Genomic DNA, 18,835 nt, shown 5'->3' with positions numbered 1-18,835 from the left:
ACCATGTGCACCGGGATACGGATGGTGCGGGCCTGGTCGGCAATGGCACGGGTGATGGCCTGACGGATCCACCAGGTTGCGTAGGTGGAGAACTTGTAGCCCTTGGTGTAGTCAAACTTCTCGACCGCCTTGATGAGGCCCAGGTTGCCCTCCTGGATGAGGTCCAGGAACTGCATGCCGCGGCCCACGTAACGCTTGGCAATGGACACGACCAGACGCAGGTTGGCCTCGGCCAGACGCTGCTTGGCGCGCTCGCCCCGCTTGATGGCCTTGTTCAGCTCGGCAAGGACTTCGGCGGGAATCTCCTCGCCGGACTCCTCCAGCTCGGCCAGCTGCTCCTTGGCCTCGGCGCCTGCGCCCATGGCCTGAGCCAGCTCGATCTCCTCGTCAGAGGAGAGCAGGTTTACCTTACCGATCTCCTTGAGGTACATACGCACCGGGTCATCGGTGCCGAAGGAGTCCACCATGGAGTTGGGATCAACCATCTCCTCCTCGCTGATCTCCTCCATAGCCTCCAGAGGGGGCTCGGCGTCATCGGGCAGCTCGGGGATGTAATCCTCGCCCACGGTATCGATACCCAGGTTCTCCAGGACGTCGTAGATCTTGTCCATCTGTTCGGACTCCAGATCCATGTCCTCCAGCACGTCCATCAGCTCGGTGGAGGAGAGGTTGCCCTTCTTCTTGCCCCGTTCGATCAGCTCCGCCAGCTTCTCCGCGCCGGGAACGCCCTCTACCACCTTCATCACTTCTACTTTACCGGCCTCCATCTTGGCCTGGATCTCAGCGCTGGTGGCTTTTTTGCTCCCCCTCTTCTCCAGGATCATGATGGGGCGGTCCTGGTTGACGGTAGCTTCTTTCTTCTTGGTACTCATGGTTTCTCCTCCATATATGCTTTCTTTTCCAAATTCTTTTTCTGTGCGGCCAGCAGCAGTGCTTCCTCGCTTTGGCCGCTGCGTTTCAGGCCCTCGCCCCGGATGACGGCTATGTAGTCCGACAGGGAGCGGCGGCTGTTGGCCACCGATTCCGGCTTTTGGGCGACCCGGGCCATGTGGTCCATCTCGGGGGCGGTGAGGTCCCCGGCCAGCGCGGGCAGGCTCAGGTTCAGGTGCTGCCCAGCGCGGTCCATCAGCAGGTCAAACACCCGGCCAAGCAGGGGAGAGGAAAATTCCTTTCCTGTCAGTCCGCCCATTTCCCCGGCCAGGCCGGGATCCAGCAACAGAAGCCGGATGACCCCCTCCTCTGCCAGAGCGGAGCGAATATTTTCGTAGCGCAGCTCCCGGGTCTGTGGCTGCTGGTTGACGGCAGGAGCCAGATCCCGCCGCTCCTGTTTCTTTTTCTCCTTCCGGAGCCGCTGCTGGAAGGCCTTCTTGACCTCCAGCGCCATGGTCTCTGGGGAGACGCCCGCAGTTTGGGCAGCGTGGCCGCCGTAGATCTCCCGCTCCACCGCGCTGGGCAGGGTAGAGAGCATCTGGGCGGCCTCCTGGAGAAAGGCTACTTTCTGGGCGTCGTCCTCCAGGTTGTATTTCTTTTTGATCTGATCCAGGCGGTAGTCTACCTGATTCTCACTCTGGTCCAGCAGACGCTGAAAGGCGTCCCGGCCGTAGGCCTTGATGAACTCGTCCGGATCCTTGGCGCCCCGCATCCGCAGCACCCGCACCTTCAGCCCCGCCTTTTCCAGCAGGGGGATGGCGCGCTGGGCGGCGGCGACGCCTGCTCCGTCTCCGTCATAAGCCAGGATGGCCTGGGGAAAGTAGCGGGAGAGAAGCTGGGCGTGGTCGGGGGTAAGGGCGGTGCCCAGAGAGGCCACCGCGCTGTCAAACCCCGCCTGATGCAGGGAGATGGTGTCCATATACCCCTCGGTGAGAATGACCTGTCCCGCCTTGGATTTTTTGGCGATGTTCAGGGCAAACACGTTGCGGCTTTTGTTGTACACCGGAGTGTCTGGGGAGTTGAGGTATTTGGGCGTGGAGTCGTCCATCACCCGGCCGCCGAAGCCAATGACGTTGCCGCCGGTGTCGATGATGGGGAACATCACCCGGTTGCGGAAGCGGTCGTAGATCCGGCCGTCCTTGTTGCTCACCGCCAGACCGGCGTCCAGCAGGTCCCGCTTGTCGTATCCCTCTTTGCTCAGCTCCTGAATGAGGGCGTCCCAGCGGTTGGGGGCGAAGCCCAGGCCAAACCGGGTCAGGGTCCCTTTGGATAGCCCGCGCTTTTGGAGATACGCCAGACCCTGAGCGCCTTCCGGGGCGTACAGCCAGCGGTGGAAGGCACGGGCGGCCTGCTTGTTGATGGTAAGCAGCTTTTCCCGCCGCTCCTTGGCGCCGGGAGAAGCACCCGAGTCGGGCACCTGCATGCCGCAGCGCTTGGCCAGTACCTCCACAGCCTCCCGGAAGGAGAGGTTGTCCAGCTCCATCACAAAGTTGATGGCGCCGCCTCCCTTGCCGCAGCCGAAGCATTTGTAAATCTTCCGGTCGGGCACCACGTGGAAAGAGGGGGTCTTCTCGCTGTGAAAGGGGCAGCAGCCCCAGTAGCTGTTGCCTTTTTTGGTCAAACGCACCGACTCGCCCACCAGATCCACCAGATCGGTGCGGTCGATGAGCTCGTCCAGAAATTGAGGCGGCCAGGCCAAGGAAATCCCCCTCCTTTCTATGTAGTGTATTCTTTGCCGAAAAAGAGAAACTTTATCCCAGAATTTCTGTAAAGGGGTTTTCCTGTGCAGAAAATGGGCTATTTGACTGTCCAGGACATGGGGATGAACAGCTCCGAGAAGCGCTCAATGGCGAAGGGGTCGGTCATACCGGCGATGTAGTCACACACCGCCCGGTCCACGCCCTTTCCCACGGGGCAAGCCCCGCGGGAACCCTTTTAGATTTGAAAGCTCCGGTGGAAGTGAATTCCACCGTCGCCAAGGTTTTCGCCCTTGGCGAAAACGCTTGTACGCGCTCACGCGCGCCCCGCTGTGCGGGGACCCCGCAGTCGGGCTATTTGACTGTCCAGGACATAGGGATAAACAGTTTGCTGAACTGCTCAATGGCGAAGGGGTCGGTCATACCGGCGATGTAGTCGCACACCGCCCGGTCTACGCCCTCCTTTACCCGGATGTCCTGGAAGTCGTCAGGCAGTTCATCGGGGTTACTGCGGTAGTACTCAAACAGCCGCCGCAGCATATCCTGGGCCTTGCTCTCCTCGCCCTTGGCCACCGGGTTGGTGTAGACACTTTTAAACATGAACTCCCGCAGGGTGGCCATGGCCTCGCCGATAGCGGGGGACTGGCAGATGGCGTCCTGCCCCTGGCTGGCGGTGATCACATCCTCCACCAGGGTGGAGATACGCTTGCTGTGGGTAAAGCCCAGCAGATTGGACACTGACAGGGGGATGTCCATGGGGTAGATGATCTTGCCCCGCAGGGCGTCCTCAATGTCGTGGTTGATGTAGGCGATCTGATCGGCCAGACGCACCGCCTGTCCCTCCAGGGTGGCGGCCTGCTGGCCCTTGGTGTGGCAGACGATGCCGTTGCGCACCTCCCAGGTGAGGTTGAGCCCCTCGCCTCCCTTTTCCAGCCGGTCCACCACCCGCAGGGACTGCTGGTAGTGGGCAAAACCGCCGGGCATGAGGGAGTTGAGCAGCCGCTCTCCCGCGTGACCAAAGGGGGTGTGGCCCAGATCGTGACCCAGCGCAATAGCCTCGGTCAGGTCCTCGTTAAGGCCCAGTGCCCGGGCAATGGTGCGGGCAATGCGGTTGACCTCCAGAGTGTGGGTCATCCGGGTGCGGTAGTGATCCCCCTCCGGCTGGAGAAAGACCTGGGTCTTGTGCTTGAGGCGGCGAAACGCTTTGCTGTACACAATGCGGTCGATGTCCCGCTGAAAGCAGGTGCGGATAGGGCACTCCTCTTCCGGACGCTCCCGACCCCGGCTCTGATCGGCACGGCAGGCGTGGGGGGAGAGCAGGGTGTGTTCCTGCGCCAGGCGCTGTTCCCGAGGCGTCATAGGCATTGACCTCCTTTCCCAGGCAAGCGAAATCACTTACATCTCCTAATATACGCAAAAGGGGACAAAATTCCTTCTTTCCAAGGAAAAAATTTTGCCCCATTTTGCTTTTTGTTAAAATTACCGGAGGAAGCGGCGCAGCAGCCGCTCCTTTTTGTCGGAATAGGGGTGATAGCGCAGATCAAGGTCGGGGCGGCTCCCTCGAATCAGGATGCTTTTCACGTGGGTGAAGGTATCAAAGCTGGCTTTGCCGTGGTAGGCACCCATGCCGCTGGCTCCCACACCGCCGAAGGGCAGGTGGGGGGAGGTGAGGTGGACGATGGTGTCGTTGAGGCAGCCGCCGCCGAAGGACAGCCGGGTGAGCACCTTCTTCTGCACCCCCTTGTCCCGGCTGAACAGGTACAGGGCCAGAGGCTTGGGTCGGCGGGAGACAAAGTCCATGGCCTCCTCCAGAGTGTCGAAGGGGAGAATGGGCAGAATGGGGCCAAAGATCTCTTCCTGCATCACGGGTGCGTCGCTCTCCAGGTTGTCCATAAGGGTGGGGGCGATGCGGCCATCTTTCACTGTGCCGCCGCACACCACACGTCCGCCGGTGAGCAAGCCCTCCAGACGGTGGAGGTGCTTCTCGTTGATGATCTTGGGGTAGTTGGGGGCATCCAGGGGTGTCTGCCCCAGAAAATGGGTGATCTCCTGCTGCAAAAGCTCCGTCAGCTTTTCCTGCACCTTCCGGTCCACCAGCAGATAGTCGGGTGCCACACAGGTCTGCCCGGCGTTGAGGAGCTTGCCGAAGATGATGCGCCGGGCGGCCAGAGGCAGGTCGGCGTCGGCGGTGACGATCACCGGGCTTTTGCCTCCCAGCTCCAGGGTCACCGGAGTCAGGTTCCGGGCGGCCATCTCCATGACATGGCGGCCCACCGCCACGCTGCCGGTAAAAAAGATATAGTCAAAGGGCTGTTCCAGCAGGGCCTGGTTTTCCGCCCGACCGCCCTCCACCACCGTGACCCAGTTGTCGGGCAGACAGGCGGAGATGAGTTCCTTCAGGGCGTGGGAGCAGGCCGGGGCGTAGGCAGAGGGTTTCAAGACCGCGCAGTTGCCCGCCGAGATGGCTCCGATGAGGGGCTCCAGGGAGAGCTGGATGGGGTAGTTCCAGGGAGCCATGATGAGTACCACTCCATAGGGCTCCGGATGGCGGATGGAGCGGGCGGGGAACTGAGACAGGGGAGTGGGTACCCGTTTGTCCCGGGCCCAGTGGTCCAGGTGCTTCAGGTGGTAGCGGATCTCCTCCCGCACCAGTCCGATTTCGGTCATGTAGCCCTCGAAGGGGGCCTTGCCCAGGTCGGTCTGGAGAGCGGCGAGCAGTTCGTCCTCCCGCGCCTCGATCTCTCGGAGCAGGTCCCGGAGGGCCTGCTTACGGCGGGAAAGGTCCAGAGTAACACCGGAGCGGAAAAACTGCCGCTGGCGGTCCATAAGGGGGGTAAATTCCATAGGGCGACCTCCTGAAAAACTCTCCAGGGGCCGATGGTGTCATCGGCCCCTGGGGTTGGATGGGACAATATTATTTGCTGATTACGGACTTTTTAGCAAAAAACACGATAAAGAGAATGGCAGAGACGGCCATCAGATAGCAGTAGAACATATAGGGCACGATCTGCATGGCGGACACACCGGCTCCTGCGGCGGCGTAGAGCAGCTGAGCGCCGTAGGGGAGGATGCCCTGCATCACCGAGGCGAAGATGTCCAGCAGGGAGGCAGTGCGCCGGGGGTCGATGTTGTACTCCTCGCTGATGTCCTTGGCGATGGAGCCAGTCATGACGATGGCCACGGTATTATTGGCGGTGGCTACGTCCACAGCGGCCACCAGACCGGCGATGCCGATCTGAGCGCCCTTGGCGGTCTTGACCCGGCGGCCAATGAAGTCGATGAGCCACTGGATACCGCCGTACTCCTTTACCAGAGCGCCGATGCAGGCCACAATGATGGAGATGACAGTGATGTCATACATGGCGGTGACGCCGGTGCCCATGACGGAGAACACCTGGGTCCAGGCAAAGGCTCCGGTGGCCACGCCCACGATGAGGCTCAGCACGGTGCCGATCATCAGAATGAGAAACACGTTCACGCCTACCACAGCGCCCACCAGCACCACCAGATAGGGCAGCACCTTCCACAGACTGTAAGGCTGCAGCTCCACCTGGCCGCTGCCGCCCCAGGTGATCACCACAAACAAAATGAGAGTGATGATGGCGGCGGGGAGAACGATCAGGAAGTTCATGCGGAACTTGTCCTTCATCTCACAGCCCTGGGTACGCACAGCGGCGATGGTGGTGTCAGAGATCATGGACAGGTTGTCGCCGAACATGGCGCCGCAGGCCACAGCGGCGATGCAGATCACCACATCAAAGCCGGTGGCCTGGCTCATGGACACGGCGAAGGGAGCCAGGGCGGAGATGGTGCCCACCGAGGTACCCATGGAGATGGACACAAAGCAGGCAATCAGGAACAGACCGGCCACAGCAAACTGGCTGGGCAGGAAGGTGAGGAACAGGTATACGGTGCTGTCCGCGCCGCCGGCGGCGGAGATGGCGCCGGAGAAGGCGCCTGCGGCCAGGAACACCAAGCACATGGTCAAGATGTTCTCATCAGCCACGCCGGTGGCCATAACTTTCAGCTTGGCGTTGAAGTCCAGCTTCCGGTTCTGGAAGCAGGCCACCGCCAGGGCGATGAGGAAAATTACGATGGCAGGGGTCTGATAAAAGCCGTTTTCGATTTTTAAAATGTACTCAAAGGTAATGCCGGAGCCCAGGTACAATGCCAGGAACACCAGAATGGGCGCCAGCGCCACGGGATTGCTCCGCGGGGCAGACTGATGTTGGTCCATAGAAGAACCTCCCTCTCTCTCATATGTGATACGGCACACACAGCCGTTCCCTTATTCTATGAAAAAAACACCCTTCTGTCAACTTAAAAGGTTTTTAGAATCTAACAGAAACGGATTATCCGGGCGATACATAGAATGAAAATGGCGGAGAGGAGGAATTTGTATGGACGATCGCAAGGAGACACAGCTGGTTACCAACAGCGACTGCTACCGCGCGGGAAAAACCATCCGCCCCACGGGGATCATGGTCCACTCCACCGGAGTGGCCCAGCCTGATCCCCAGGTGTTTATCAAAAGCTGGAATCAGCCGGGCAAGGACGCCTGCGTCCACGCCGTGGTGAGCCGGGACAAGGTGATCCAGACCCTGCCCTGGACCATGCGGGGCTGGCACGCGGGGAAAGGGGAGAAGGGCAGCGCAAACAACACCCACATCTCCTTTGAGTGCTGCGAGCCGGCGGGCCACACCTACCAGGGCGGCACCATGATCGGCTACGACGTGGAGAAGAATGAGGCCTACTTTCGGGCCATTTATCAAAACGCCGTGGCCCTGTGCGCCGATTTGTGCCGCCAGTTTGGACTGGACCCCATGAAGCCAGGGGTGGTGATCTGTCACGCCGAGGGCAGCAAGCTTGGCATTGCCAGCAACCACGCCGACGTGCTCCACTGGTGGCCTAAGCACGGGGTGACGATGGATGATTTCCGGGCCGCGGTAAAAGCGGCGATGGAGGAGGAAGCAGAGAACGTGACACAGCAGCAGTTTAACGCCATGATGGCGGAGTATTTGAAGCAGGCCGGAAATGCCGCGCCTGCCAGTTGGTCTCAGCAGGCCCGCACCTGGGCGGAAAAAGCGGGTATCGTCGCCGGGGGAGAGGGCAAGGGGGAGCGGTACGGTTCCTTTGCCACCCGGGAAGAGATCGTGCAGATGCTCTGGCGGCTGAGCCAGCAGAAATAAGCGTTTCTTGTTGGCTAAATGCAAGGAGCGGACAGTTTGACTGTCCGCTCCTTCCTTTTTTGTATAAGGGAAAAAGATTTGGCAGCAAAATGCCTTTCCAGCGCGGAAGAAGTGCGATATACTTACAATAAGATGAATTTGGAACCATGCCAAAAAATTTTCTCTGTTTTGCAACAAATGCTGGGAGCCAGCTGTATATAAAGTGTCACAGAAAAAAGACCAACATCAGGGTGGAGAAAGAAGGACAGTATTATGTGGAATAAGAAAACATTCACGGTACTTTGCTCTCTGGCGCTGGCCGGTTCCATGGCCGTTCCTGCGTTCGCAGCCGAAGGGATTTGTGGACAGGAGGCCTTGATTGCGGCTCCGTACGCATCGGTTGTGGCGGAGAAGCCGACCGTGACTGCGGGTGAAGATCTGTTTACCCGGGCGGAGCTCGTCTCTGCGCTGCACCAGAAGGCCGGCAGCCCCGTGGTCAACTTTGCCATGCAGTACACTGATGTGGAGCAGGGGGCCGAGTATGCGGAGGCCATTCGCTGGGCGTCCAGCGAAAAAATCGCAGGCGGCTACGGAGAAGAAAAGTTTGGTCCCGAGGACCCGGTCACCCGGGAGCAGATGGCACTCATTCTCTATCGCTATGCCCAGAACAACGACCAGGGCTTTACCGGGGCCTGGGCATTTCCTTTGAACTATTCCGACGCCAGCCAGATCAGCGAATATGCCTATGAGGCTATTTGCTGGGTGACTATGAAGGATGTCATGGGAGAGAAAGAGGAGCAAGCCTTTGTTCCGCAGGGTACAGTTACCCAGCAGGAGGCCGATACCATGCTGACCCAGTACTTTACCGTGCTGGAGCAGGCAGATGTGCAATAAAAGAACGAATTCCCGGGGCCGCACGGAGTAAACCTGTGCGGCCCCGCTGTGTAAGGGGGAGGAACCGATGTGCTGATCCATACCCAATACCATATGACTCCGTTTGGCCTGACTGTTCCGCGGCCATGGCCGGAACTTCTTTCCCGGGCGCTCCGTTGGCTGCAAAGCCTCCGAGCGGTGCAGGCCAATGCGCGAAGGGTGTCTGTAACCGACCGGGAGCAGATCAATCAGAGGGCAGAAACGCTTTTGACGCAGTATGGCAGCAGCATTTTGCGCCTGGCCTATTCGTATCTGCATAATATGGACGATGCAGAAGAGATCTTGCAGGAAACCCTGATCCAGTATCTGAAGACTGCGCCGGTGCTGGAAAATGAGGCCCATGAAAAGGCGTGGCTGTTTCGGGTGGCGGGAAACTTGAGCAAAAACCGGATTGCCTATAACCGGGTGCGGAGCACAGACGAGCTGAAGGAGTCGCTGGCGGCGCAGCAGCGGGAGGATCTGTTCTTTGTCTGGGAGGCGGTGAAGGATCTTCCGGTCAAGTACCGGGAGGTGATCCATCTGTTTTATTATGAAGGCCTTTCCACTGCACAGATCGCTGCCATTCTGGAGCAGAAGGAGTCCACGGTACGCTCTCACCTGATGCGAGGCCGGGAGAAGCTGAGATCGATTTTGAAGGAGGGGTATGACATTTGAGGGAGGCGTATAAGGACGTGATGGATCGTATTGAAGTTACCCCGGAGATGCAGACGCGGATCCTGAAAGCCATCCGGGATGCCGATATCCAGGGACGCAGCAAAAGGGCGGTCCCTATGGGCCGTCTTGCCATTGCCGCCTGCCTGGCCTTGCTGGTGGCAGGGGCCGTGGCCCTTCCAAAGCTTCCGACCAAGCCGCCGGAAAAAGACCCGTCCGGGGTGCAAAACGGGATCTGGAGCGTCACACAGGCCGCGTCGCTCCAGGAGCTCTCTCAGTTGGTGGGCTTTGAGATGGAAGAGTTGAAAACCTTGCCCTTTGCGGTAACGGAGATACAGTACCGGGCCTATCCTGGAGGCATGGCCGAAGTGACCTATCTGGGAGAGACACAAAGCGTGACACTGCGCAAGCTGGCGGGAGATGCCGATCCCTCGGGGGGCTATTCGTCCTATTCGGATACCTTGGTGCTGACAAGGAATGGATACTGCGTAACTCTGAGCGGGGAGGGGAGCTTGTACTCCCTGGCGGTCTGGCAGGACGGGACCTACTCCTATTCCATTCGTGCCTCCCAGGCGTGTTCAGAGGAGACCTGGGAGAGTATCCTGGAAGGGATGGGCTGACGGAGCAGCCTGGAAAACAGAAAAGGACATCCGGTTGGATGTCCTTGGCCTAGGACAAAAAATTGCCCGGGGCGGCTTTGCCGTACCCGGGCATTCAAATGCAAAAGGGAAGAGGCAGCCAAAACGAAAAAAGAAAACCCGACTTGCTTTCACAAGTCGGGTTTCTTATGGCGGAGAGAGAGGGATTCGAACCCTCGAACGGGTATTAGCCGTTACACGATTTCCAATCGTGCGCCTTCGACCAGCTCAGCCATCTCTCCATGGCGCTCTCACGTGGTCTCTTGCGTGACAACAAAACGTATTATACCAGAAAATTCGCATTCGTCAATAGTTTTTTTGAAATTTTTTAAAAAAGTTTCCCCTGATGGGAAAGAGGCCAATTTTGTTTCCGATCAGGGGTAAACTTATGCATTTTCAGAACTTCCAAACACCTTTTTTAACTGGGGGATGGGTGCGGTGTGCTGGATGCAGCGTACAAACTGCCGCCGAAAGCTCTGGTAGCACAGGCCGCAGGCGGTACATGGGCTCTCATCTGCCTCGCCCCGTTTGAGCCGGGCGGCAAAATCAGGCTGACACAGCAGCGCCCGGCTGAAGGAGACAAAGGGGACGCCGGAATCCAGGATATGCTCGGCGCTCTTTTTGGAAAAAATGCCGCCCACCAGACTGATAGGCAGGTCTATCCCATCCCAGGCGCGCAGCAGCTCTTCCAGACAGAAGGAGCGGCTGGCCCAGATGCGGGGGTCAAAGTCGGAGGTGCAGATTTCTACTCCGTCCGCGCCGCTGATCTGATAGAGCTCCAGCAGCCGGTGCAGGCTGCCGTAACCGTTCCCGCCCACCTTGGTAAGGATGGCGAAGTCGGGCCCGCAGGTCCGCCGCACCTCGCGGATGATCCGCCCGGTGAGCCGAAAGCGGTTTTCCACACTGCCGCCGTAGCCGTCGGTGCGCCGGTTGTCCACGTGATTGAGAAAGCTGGCCAGCAGGTAGCCGTAGGCGTTATGGATCTGTACCCCGTCAAAGCCCGCACGGCGGCACAGCATGGCGGCATAGCGGTACTTTCCTACAATCTGGTCCAGCTTTTCCAGAGAGAAGTCGGCGGGCAGCTTGGGAGGATGGCCGTTCACGTTTTCCGGCGCTTTTTTTCCGCCGTGGTTGAGCTGGGCCACGATCCGCCCTCCCGCTTGATGGACCCGTCTGGCAGTCTCGTAGAGCAGCCCCAGATCGGTCTGTTCATCCAATACTGTCTGGCCCTGGTCGGAGCGCTGCTGCCGGTCCACGCTCATATGGCCGGTAATGACCAGGCCCACTTCGTTCTCTGCCAACTCCACCAAAGTATCCATCCAGGCGGTGGTCAGTTGGCCGTCGGGCTGGGACAGGTGCTCGTTGGTGGCTGAGCGGATCACCCGGTTTTTCAGTTCCATGGGGCCGATGCGGCCCGGCCGCCACAGGGGACTGTCTGACATGCTGCTCGCTCCTCTGTACCTCTTTCTATGAAACACAGAGCCGCCGAATGGAAAGGGCTCCATGCTAAGACGCGCTTTCTTTATTTTCCCATTTTGTGGGAGGTATGTCAAGAGCGGAATGGGGACTTGAACCTTGAATCCCTTGGAAAAATGTGATATCATCAAATGATTTTAAGTGTCAGACGAGCGAGGCGATTTGGATGGACTATTTTCATTTGAATGTGGACCGGGAACAGCTGCTGTCTATGAGCAGCCTGGGGCTGGCCCATCTGGGAGACGGAGTGTTTGAGGTAATGGTGCGGTCCTGGATCGCCCTGCACGGCAAGGCCAAGCCCAAGGACCTGCACCGGGCCACGGTGACCTATGTCTCCGCTCCGGCTCAGGCCGCCGCCATGGAGCGGCTGCTGCCCCAGCTCAGCGAGGAGGAGGCCGATGTGTACCGCCGGGGCCGGAATACCGCCCCCCACTCGGTGCCCAAGGCGGCCTCCCGTGCCCAGTACCAGGCGGCCACCGGCTTGGAGGCCCTGTTTGGCTGGCTGTATCTCCAGGGCCGCACCCAGCGGCTCAATGAGCTGTTTGAGATCGTCATGAAAGAGGAAGAGGAGGAGAAAGAATGCCGTTAGACGCCCTGTGCCTGTCCGGCCTGGTCCACGAGCTGAGCCAGGCCGCCGCCGGCGCCAAGATCGATAAAATTTACCAGCCCGGCCGGGACGAAGTGGTGTTGGCTCTGCGCAGCCCCACCCAGGGCAACGTGCGTCTGCTTCTCTCTGCCAACCCCACCCATCCCAGGCCTCAGCTCACCCGGCTGTCCCGGGAGAACCCGGACACGCCCCCCATGTTTTGCATGCTTCTGCGCAAGCACCTGGCGGGAGGCCGGGTGCTGTCAGTGGAACAGACCCACCTGGAGCGTGTGGTCACCTTCACTTTGGAGGCCCTCAACGAGCTGGGGGACCGGGTGGAGCGCAAGCTGGTGCTGGAGGCCATCGGCCGCCGGTCCAATTTGCTGCTGCTGGACGGGGATGGCCAGATTTTAGACTGTCTCCGACGAGTGGACTCCAACCTTGGTTCCGGAAGTGCCAACCAGCGCACGCTGCTGCCCGGCATGTTCTACCGCCTGCCTCAGCCTCAGGATAAGCTGGACCCCACTGCCCAGGACCGGGCGGCACTGGAGGAGCTGCTGGCTCAGGCTCCGGAGGAGGCCCAGGCGGATAAGTGGCTGCTGGACACCTTTGGGGGGCTGTCTCCGCTGGTGTGCCGGGAGCTTGCCTGGCGGGCGGGCGGCAGCACCGATGTGCGCCTGAACACCCTGGGCAAGTCGGGCCAGAAAAAGCTGCTGGACAGCCTGGAAGAACTGCTGGAATCCGTAAAGGAACATCACGTGACAGCTACGATGATGGTAAAAGAGGGAAAGCCATTTGACTTTACCTTCTTTGCCCCCGGACAGTACGAGGGCAGCCTGGCGTTGGAGGACTTTTCCTCTTTCTCGGAGCTGCTGGACCGCTTCTACGAGCAGCGGGAGCACCTGGAGCGCATCAAGCAGCGGGGCCAGGATCTCATCCGCTCCGTGACCACCGCCCGGGACCGCACCGCCCGGAAGATCGCTCACCAGGAGCAGGAGCTGGAGGCCACCCAGGACCGGGAGCGGCTGCGGGAGTTGGGGGATATCCTCACCTCCAACCTCCACCAGATGCACCGGGGAATGGGGTGTTTGCGTACTGCGGACTTTTATGACCCGGAGGGGGCAGAGGTGGACATCCGCCTGGACCCTCTGCTCACCCCACAGCAGAACGCCACCAAGTACTATAAAGAGTATAACAAGGCCAAGACCGCCCAGGAGATGCTGACCCAGCAGCTGGAGAAGGGCCGCAGAGAGCTGGACTATCTCAACAGCGTGCTGGAGAACATCACTCTGGCCGAGGGAGAGAAGGATTTGGGGGAGATCCGCCAGGAGCTCACCGACACCGGATATCTCCGCCGTGCCAGCAAGGCCAAAGGGCGGGAGAAGCGGGTGTCCTCCAAGCCCATGGAGTTTCGCTCCACAGCGGGCCTGCGTATCTCGGTGGGCAAGAACAACACCCAGAACGACCTGCTCACCTGTAAGCAGGCTTTTAAGAGCGACATCTGGTTCCACACTCAGAAGATCCACGGCTCCCATGTGATCCTCTGGACGGAAGGGGGAACCCCTGATCTCCAGAGCCTCAACGAGGCGGCCTGTCTGGCGGCCTGGTTCTCCCAGGCGCGGGACAGCAGCAAGGTACCGGTGGACTATACCCCTGTCAAGTATGTGAAAAAGCCCAACGGGGCACGTCCCGGTATGGTGACTTATACCACCTACGAGACCGCCTGGGTCACCCCTGACGGAGAGCTGGCCAAACGCCTGCGAGTGAAATAAATTTCCAGTTCAACATAAAAATACCATATCTTGTGCAACAAGCCCGGAAAACGTCTATTTGTGGCGTTTTCCGGGCTTTCACTTTCTGAAAATTATTTTCATATTGAAAACATTCTACCTTGTGCAAACTCCTTCGACCGCTTCCATCAAAAGGGGACCGTCTTTCCCTTTTTCCCCGAAAAAGGGCGGGGAGCGGTTCGACGGTTTTTGCTTTTCCTTCTCACAGGGGCCCCTATATAATGTGGTCGCATTTTTGCAATTGAGAGGGGAAACATAAGATGATGGAACTGAAGATCGCGTCCCGGACGTGCCGGGACCAAATGGGAGAACCCCGTACCTTTCACTATGCCCTGACAGTAGACACCGTGGAGACAGACACCTTCTGCTGTGAGAACTACGGGGTGCGGGTGTGGGAGGAACAGGGGGAGGATGAGACCATCCCAGGCATTACCACCAGCGCCTCCCGCATCGATGAGCTGATGACTCTGCTGGTGGATAACCGGGTAGGCCCTGCGGGGCTGCGGGATGTGGTGGAGGACTGGCTTTAACGGTACATATGCCAGCGCACTCCCACGGTGAATACCCCATTTTCCAGCTGGGCAAAAGCGGTGTGGCCCATGCGCTGGGCCAGAGCCTTGACGATGGCCAGGCCCAGACCGGTGTTTTGTCCGGTGCGCATCTGGTCACCGGTGTAAAAGCGCTCAAATACCCGGGGCAGGTCCTCTTGGGTGAGGTGGGGCGCATCGTTGGAGAAGGAGGTGACAAGGAAATCTCCTTCCCGGAAAAGACGGATAGTCAGCGCGGTGCTGCCGTGCTTGAGGGCGTTGCTCAGCAAATTGGTGAGTACCCGCGTGACTCCGCCGGGGTCAGCCAGCACCGGAGGCAGACCTTCCTCCAGCTCCACCTCCACCTGAAATCCCGCCTGCTGGAAGTCCTCATAAAAGCTGGCCAGCAAAGGCTCCAGGCGGCGGCGCAGGTCCACGGGCTGGATCTCCAGGGGGTACTCGCCGCCCTCAATGCGGGACAGGTCGTAAAAGGCGGTGATGAGCTCCTGGAGTACCCGGGCGCGCTCCTCCACTACCTGGAGGTATCGGGACCGCTCTTCCGGCTTCAGATCGCCTTCCAGCAGCTGGAGATAGCCCAAAATGGAGGTGAGAGGGGTGCGCAGGTCGTGGGAAACATTGGCGATCTGCCGCCGCAGACTCTCCTCCCGCTCCCGCAATTGGCGGGTCTCGGTCTCCCGGTCCTCCAGCAGGCCGTTGATCTGGGCCAAAAGCTCCTCCACCGGCCGGTCGGGCGCGGCCAGACGCAGTCGTTTGCCGGGCTGGTTCCGGGCTTCTTTTAGTTGGCTCGCAGCCTGGCTGAGCGCGCGACCGCGGCGGTACCGCAAAAGCAGTACCGCCGCAAGGGCTATGAGAGAGAGAAGAAGGGCGATCCCCATGGGAAATACCTCCCGAATGAAAAGTAAAGTTACCGCAGCTCCCGCCGCCGCAGAGCCCATACCGATACCACCGTAGTAAACACGATCCAGCCCAGTCCCAGCGCCCAGCAGTAGAGAGGAGAGGGCATGATAAACCCATTCTTCACAGACACCGAGAGACCCAGATTAGTCTCAGTGATGTCCACGCCCTTGCCCCAGAAGGGGGTCATCAGGTGCAAGGTACACAGCAGCTTCATCACCCAGGCCTTGGGGTCCAGGAGGGACCAGGCTCCCAGGATGGGCCAGAGAAGGAACTGATAGAGGAACAGGACAAACACGGCCACCAGGTCGGAGGCAAACAATAGCTTCAGGCACAGGTACAGAGAGGCGCAGGCCACCCAAAGGGGCAGGGCAACGAGAAATTCCACCAGCAGGTTGGCCGCCAGCTGGGGCAGAGCCTCTTTCCCGGGGAGGAAGAGAAAAGCGAAAAGTACCGACGAGACCACCAGTATCAGGGCCATGACACAGCCAATAAGTGCGGCTGTGATGAGCCGGGAGAGAAACATCTGCCAGCGGGGGATGCCGAAGACCGCCTCGTTTTTCAGTATGTCCAGCTTATTTACCCGAGAACTGGCGATCTCGGCACACCATGCCCCGTAGAACATGCCGAAAATGGGCAGGGAGCTGAGGGACTCAAACATCGAGGTGCAGTTGCCCCATTCCGGGGGGCGGATCGCCTCGGCAAAGAGTATGACCACGACACCAAAGAGAAGGGTGGCCGCCATAACGATCACGCCCCAGGGACGGCAGCGTATCCGGTAAAACTCGGCACGGATGAGGTTTTCCATCTCAGCGGCCCTTCTTCCACGCAATCAGGCACAGGGCAGCCCCAAGAAGGAGGAAGGCGGTAAAGAGCATTTTTTTCATCGGAACCCTTCCTTTCTTAGTTGATCTCCCGGCGGGAGAAGAAGAACAGGCCGACTGCGGTAGAAAGGGCCGCCCAGGCCAGACCCACCAGCCAGCACCGGCTCATCAGAGCCCAGTCCATGTTTTGGGCAGAAATCACCTGACCGCCCATATAGTCCAGAGTGAGGTGATAGAGGGAGTGGAATGCGGGATTGACATACTTGCCCAGATTGTTCAGTACAGCAGGCACACCAACCATGAGTGCCAAAAAGGCGATGCCCGCCATGTTGGAGCCACGAATGAGAAAATAACAGGCGATTGCCAGGGACAGGGCGCCCAGCCAAAGGGGGAAAGAGGCCAGAATATAGTATCCCAGCATCTGCATCATCATCTGCACCGACTGGGCGGTGGTCATGCCCAAGGACATCATAGATATCTCATTGGAGGGGATGCCCAGCAGCACCAGAGAGGCCAGCAGATATACCCCGATGGTCACCACAAAGACCACAATCATGAGCAGCAGGGTTACCACCAGCCGGGACAGGTAGACCTGGACCCGGGTCAGACCATAGGATACCTCATTTTTCAACGTGTTGAACTTGTACTGCTCAGAGAATACCGCGTCGCCGCCCACTGCCACCAGGTACAGGCCGACGGGCATGCCCATGAGCAGGATGTTCAGGGAAAAGGGAAAGTTGATCGCGTCCTGGTTGGATGGTGCGGTATACTTGACGTAGGCCAGACAGCCGACCACCAGCAGAGCGAAGAGAGCGCACAGCAGGTTGAAGACATAGAAATAAGGCCGCCGGGTCAGCTTATAGATCTCAGCTTGGATCGAATTAACCATGGTGACGACCTCCAATCAGATTGAGGAAGTAGTCCTCCAGGTTGCTGTCCTTCTGCTGGGTGGAGATGAGACCCACGCCCTGCTCCAGAAGGGTGCGGTTGACGGTCTGGGGGGCGTCCAGGAAGGCGTACACCCTCAGCTGGTTGCCGGGGAGCACCTCGTAATCCCGGGTGCCCAGCTGCTGCTCCAGAACCCGGGCAGCCCGGGGCGCATCGTCCACGGTGAGCTCCAGGCACTCCCGGCACTTTTCCCGCAGGTTGGCCCCGGAGATGGTCTCCAGCACCTTGCCCTTTTCGATGAAGCCAAAGTGGGTGGCCAGAGCGGACAGCTCGGAGAGAATGTGGCTGGAGATAAGAATGGTGGTCTGCCGCTCCCGGTTCAGGCGCAGCAGCAGTTCCCGAAACTCCACGATACCCTCCGGATCCAGACCGTTGATGGGCTCATCCAGCAGGAGAAATTCCGGCTGGTTCATAAGCGCCAGGGCCAAGCCAAGGCGCTGCTTCATGCCCAGGGAGAAGGTCTTAAACTTCTTTTTCCCTGTGTCGGTGAGGTTCACCAGCTCCAGGGCCTCATCCACGCAGTTTTTGCCCGGGATGCCCCGCTGGATGCGGTAGTACTCCAGATTCTGCCGGGCGGTGAGGTATGGGTAGAAGGAGGGAATCTCCACCATGGCGCCGGTGCGGCTGCGGGCGCGGTTCAGTCCGGAATCGGAGGTCTGCCCAAACAGGGAGATCTGGCCGGAGGTGGGAATACTCTGGCCGGAGATCAGGCGGATGAGGGTAGTTTTGCCCGCGCCGTTTCGGCCTACCAGGCCAAAGATCTGGCCCTTCTCTACCGTGATGCTGGCCCGGTCCAGGGCCAAGGTGTGGCCGTAGCGCCGGGTCAGCTCTTGAGTTTGTAAAATCGCTTCTGACATATGCTTTCCCCTTTCTTTCGGGTTGGGATAAAGGCTTGATAAGGAGGGGGAGAGGTTCCTTCCTCCCATTGACAGGGGTAGTATAACCCACAAAGGTTGAATCCCCAGAAAGAAAGATTAAAGAAAGTCTAAAGTTTGCGGTAGACGTGGATGTCAAAGCCAATCTGGGTGTCCAGCTCATCCAATGCGGACAGCCGCTCCACCCCGGCCTTGGGGGTCTTCCAGGCATAGGGGGTCATGCCGAACAGGGCCATAATGTCCTGGGCGCAGTCCAGATGGACGGTATACCGCAGGGGTACCGCCTCCAGCCACTGAAAGCCGGGGTAGTCCTCCCGTTTGACGGCGTTTTCGTAGGGCTTGTCATAGAGGACCGACTTCATCTCCCACAGGTGGAGGGCGGAGGGAACCACGTAGTAGAAGTATCCTCCCGGACGCAGCACCCGGGCAAACTCCTGGGGACACAGGGGGGAGAAGACGTTAAAGAGCAGGTCCACGCTCTCGTCGGCCACCGGCAGGTGGTACACCGAAGCCACGGCAAATTCGCCCTCTTTGACCCGTTTGGCGGCCCGGCGCAGGGCAAATTTGGAGATGTCTACTCCGGCGATGGGACCGGAGCGGCCCTCCTGAGCAAGACGAGCGGCCAGAGTGGCGGTGTAGTACCCTTCGCCGCAGCCGCAGTCCAGCAGGGCGGGGTGGGGGACGCAATCCCGGGCGGCTAAGTCGCACAGCGCATTGGCCAGAGGGGCATAATAACCCTTGTCCAGAAAGGCGGAGCGGGCGGTCACCATGGCCTTGTCGTCGCCGGGGTTTTTGGAGTGCTTGCGGTTGGCAGGCAGGAGATGGGTATAGCCTGCCGCGGCCAGATCGAAGCTATGGCCGGCGGGGCAGGTATAGG

At 59.5% G+C, this 18,835-nt stretch carries 18 protein-coding genes, 1 tRNA gene and 1 pseudogene; 7 read left to right on the top strand and 13 right to left on the bottom strand.

What is annotated here, in order from left to right; genetic code table 11:
* The 6 genes and pseudogenes from ACLTXB_RS16755 to ACLTXB_RS16730 form a co-directional block, all read right to left on the bottom strand.
* On the bottom strand, positions 1-743 hold a 743-nt coding region (locus tag ACLTXB_RS16755; protein WP_428227762.1), incomplete at its 3' end, for a sigma-70 family RNA polymerase sigma factor.
* Between the two features lie 125 nt (positions 744-868).
* The gene (gene dnaG, locus ACLTXB_RS16750) at positions 869-2,629 is read right to left on the bottom strand and encodes a DNA primase (RefSeq protein WP_325207224.1); all 1,761 of its coding nucleotides are present in this window, start codon (positions 2,627-2,629) and stop codon (positions 869-871) included.
* A 98-nt stretch (positions 2,630-2,727) separates the two neighbouring features.
* A pseudogene (locus ACLTXB_RS16745) lies at positions 2,728-2,829 on the bottom strand (hypothetical protein); the annotation flags it as partial.
* 152 nt (positions 2,830-2,981) lie between these two features.
* Complete coding sequence (locus tag ACLTXB_RS16740) at positions 2,982-3,986, bottom strand: deoxyguanosinetriphosphate triphosphohydrolase (protein ID WP_428227761.1); 1,005 nt, start codon at positions 3,984-3,986, stop codon at positions 2,982-2,984.
* A gap of 120 nt (positions 3,987-4,106) precedes the next feature.
* Positions 4,107-5,471 (bottom strand): aldehyde dehydrogenase, encoded by a 1,365-nt coding sequence (locus ACLTXB_RS16735; protein ID WP_428227760.1) that lies wholly within the window; start codon positions 5,469-5,471, stop codon positions 4,107-4,109.
* A 70-nt stretch (positions 5,472-5,541) separates the two neighbouring features.
* The gene (locus ACLTXB_RS16730; RefSeq protein ID WP_110440415.1) at positions 5,542-6,864 is read right to left on the bottom strand and encodes a Na+/H+ antiporter NhaC family protein; all 1,323 of its coding nucleotides are present in this window, start codon (positions 6,862-6,864) and stop codon (positions 5,542-5,544) included.
* 163 nt (positions 6,865-7,027) lie between these two features.
* Here ACLTXB_RS16730 and ACLTXB_RS16725 point away from each other — a divergent pair, with 163 nt between their 5' ends.
* The 4 genes from ACLTXB_RS16725 (at position 7,028) to ACLTXB_RS16710 (ending at position 9,999) form a co-directional block, all read left to right on the top strand.
* Positions 7,028-7,816 (top strand): peptidoglycan recognition protein family protein, encoded by a 789-nt coding sequence (locus tag ACLTXB_RS16725; RefSeq protein ID WP_428227759.1) that lies wholly within the window; start codon positions 7,028-7,030, stop codon positions 7,814-7,816.
* A gap of 252 nt (positions 7,817-8,068) precedes the next feature.
* A complete protein-coding gene (locus ACLTXB_RS16720; protein ID WP_428227758.1) occupies positions 8,069-8,689 on the top strand; it encodes an S-layer homology domain-containing protein in 621 nt (206 codons plus the stop codon).
* A 198-nt stretch (positions 8,690-8,887) separates the two neighbouring features.
* Entirely contained in the window at positions 8,888-9,382 is a 495-nt protein-coding gene (locus ACLTXB_RS16715) for an RNA polymerase sigma factor (RefSeq protein ID WP_428227757.1), read from the top strand.
* Positions 9,379-9,999, top strand: a complete 621-nt coding sequence (locus ACLTXB_RS16710) for a hypothetical protein (RefSeq protein ID WP_428227756.1) — start codon at positions 9,379-9,381, stop codon at positions 9,997-9,999. Before ACLTXB_RS16715 ends, ACLTXB_RS16710 begins: the two co-directional genes overlap by 4 nt.
* A 168-nt stretch (positions 10,000-10,167) precedes the next feature.
* On the opposite strand, the gene ACLTXB_RS16705 is transcribed toward ACLTXB_RS16710, so the two are convergent.
* Positions 10,168-10,259 (bottom strand) — tRNA-Ser (locus ACLTXB_RS16705).
* A gap of 144 nt (positions 10,260-10,403) precedes the next feature.
* Positions 10,404-11,459: an NADH:flavin oxidoreductase gene (locus ACLTXB_RS16700; protein ID WP_428227755.1), complete on the bottom strand. Its 1,056-nt coding sequence runs from the start codon at positions 11,457-11,459 to the stop codon at positions 10,404-10,406.
* 200 nt (positions 11,460-11,659) lie between these two features.
* On the opposite strand from ACLTXB_RS16700, the gene ACLTXB_RS16695 reads away from it, so the two are divergent.
* The 3 genes from ACLTXB_RS16695 (at position 11,660) to ACLTXB_RS16685 (ending at position 14,399) form a co-directional block, all read left to right on the top strand.
* On the top strand, positions 11,660-12,082 hold the full coding sequence (locus ACLTXB_RS16695; protein ID WP_008980939.1) for a Mini-ribonuclease 3: 423 nt from the start codon (positions 11,660-11,662) through the stop codon (positions 12,080-12,082).
* Positions 12,073-13,851: an Rqc2 family fibronectin-binding protein gene (locus ACLTXB_RS16690; RefSeq protein ID WP_428227754.1), complete on the top strand. Its 1,779-nt coding sequence runs from the start codon at positions 12,073-12,075 to the stop codon at positions 13,849-13,851. The genes ACLTXB_RS16695 and ACLTXB_RS16690 overlap by 10 nt, the downstream gene beginning before the upstream one ends.
* 278 nt (positions 13,852-14,129) lie before the next feature.
* Complete coding sequence (locus ACLTXB_RS16685; RefSeq protein WP_110440421.1) at positions 14,130-14,399, top strand: DUF6514 family protein; 270 nt, start codon at positions 14,130-14,132, stop codon at positions 14,397-14,399.
* Here the strand turns inward: ACLTXB_RS16685 and ACLTXB_RS16680 are convergent.
* The 5 genes from ACLTXB_RS16680 to ACLTXB_RS16660 form a co-directional block, all read right to left on the bottom strand.
* Entirely contained in the window at positions 14,396-15,292 is an 897-nt protein-coding gene (locus tag ACLTXB_RS16680) for a sensor histidine kinase (protein WP_428227753.1), read from the bottom strand. The genes ACLTXB_RS16685 and ACLTXB_RS16680 overlap by 4 nt on opposite strands.
* Positions 15,293-15,321: 29 nt before the next feature.
* On the bottom strand, positions 15,322-16,119 hold the full coding sequence (locus ACLTXB_RS16675) for a hypothetical protein (RefSeq protein WP_428227752.1): 798 nt from the start codon (positions 16,117-16,119) through the stop codon (positions 15,322-15,324).
* A gap of 95 nt (positions 16,120-16,214) precedes the next feature.
* Positions 16,215-17,024: an ABC transporter permease gene (locus ACLTXB_RS16670; RefSeq protein WP_428227751.1), complete on the bottom strand. Its 810-nt coding sequence runs from the start codon at positions 17,022-17,024 to the stop codon at positions 16,215-16,217.
* Complete coding sequence (locus ACLTXB_RS16665) at positions 17,017-17,940, bottom strand: ABC transporter ATP-binding protein (protein WP_110440425.1); 924 nt, start codon at positions 17,938-17,940, stop codon at positions 17,017-17,019. Before ACLTXB_RS16665 ends, ACLTXB_RS16670 begins: the two co-directional genes overlap by 8 nt.
* A 128-nt stretch (positions 17,941-18,068) precedes the next feature.
* Positions 18,069-18,835, bottom strand: a 767-nt coding sequence (locus tag ACLTXB_RS16660; protein ID WP_428227750.1) for a methyltransferase domain-containing protein, incomplete at its 5' end; no start/stop codon positions are given.

The sequence above is a fragment of the Flintibacter sp. genome (assembly GCF_046973065.1).
This window is presented reverse-complemented; position numbering and strand designations above follow the sequence as displayed.

What these genes read in the sequence shown, in the direction of transcription:
- ACLTXB_RS16720 (WP_428227758.1), top strand. Translation starts at nt 8,069, where the DNA reads ATGTGGAATAAGAAAACATTCACGGTACTTTGCTCTCTGGCGCTGGCC.
- ACLTXB_RS16675 (WP_428227752.1), bottom strand. Translation starts at nt 16,119, where the DNA reads ATGGAAAACCTCATCCGTGCCGAGTTTTACCGGATACGCTGCCGTCCC.
- ACLTXB_RS16740 (WP_428227761.1), bottom strand. Translation starts at nt 3,986, where the DNA reads ATGACGCCTCGGGAACAGCGCCTGGCGCAGGAACACACCCTGCTCTCC.
- ACLTXB_RS16685 (WP_110440421.1), top strand. Translation starts at nt 14,130, where the DNA reads ATGATGGAACTGAAGATCGCGTCCCGGACGTGCCGGGACCAAATGGGA.
- ACLTXB_RS16725 (WP_428227759.1), top strand. Translation starts at nt 7,028, where the DNA reads ATGGACGATCGCAAGGAGACACAGCTGGTTACCAACAGCGACTGCTAC.
- ACLTXB_RS16730 (WP_110440415.1), bottom strand. Translation starts at nt 6,864, where the DNA reads ATGGACCAACATCAGTCTGCCCCGCGGAGCAATCCCGTGGCGCTGGCG.
- ACLTXB_RS16665 (WP_110440425.1), bottom strand. Translation starts at nt 17,940, where the DNA reads ATGTCAGAAGCGATTTTACAAACTCAAGAGCTGACCCGGCGCTACGGC.
- ACLTXB_RS16700 (WP_428227755.1), bottom strand. Translation starts at nt 11,459, where the DNA reads ATGTCAGACAGTCCCCTGTGGCGGCCGGGCCGCATCGGCCCCATGGAA.
- ACLTXB_RS16735 (WP_428227760.1), bottom strand. Translation starts at nt 5,471, where the DNA reads ATGGAATTTACCCCCCTTATGGACCGCCAGCGGCAGTTTTTCCGCTCC.
- ACLTXB_RS16695 (WP_008980939.1), top strand. Translation starts at nt 11,660, where the DNA reads ATGGACTATTTTCATTTGAATGTGGACCGGGAACAGCTGCTGTCTATG.
- ACLTXB_RS16690 (WP_428227754.1), top strand. Translation starts at nt 12,073, where the DNA reads ATGCCGTTAGACGCCCTGTGCCTGTCCGGCCTGGTCCACGAGCTGAGC.
- ACLTXB_RS16680 (WP_428227753.1), bottom strand. Translation starts at nt 15,292, where the DNA reads ATGGGGATCGCCCTTCTTCTCTCTCTCATAGCCCTTGCGGCGGTACTG.
- ACLTXB_RS16670 (WP_428227751.1), bottom strand. Translation starts at nt 17,024, where the DNA reads ATGGTTAATTCGATCCAAGCTGAGATCTATAAGCTGACCCGGCGGCCT.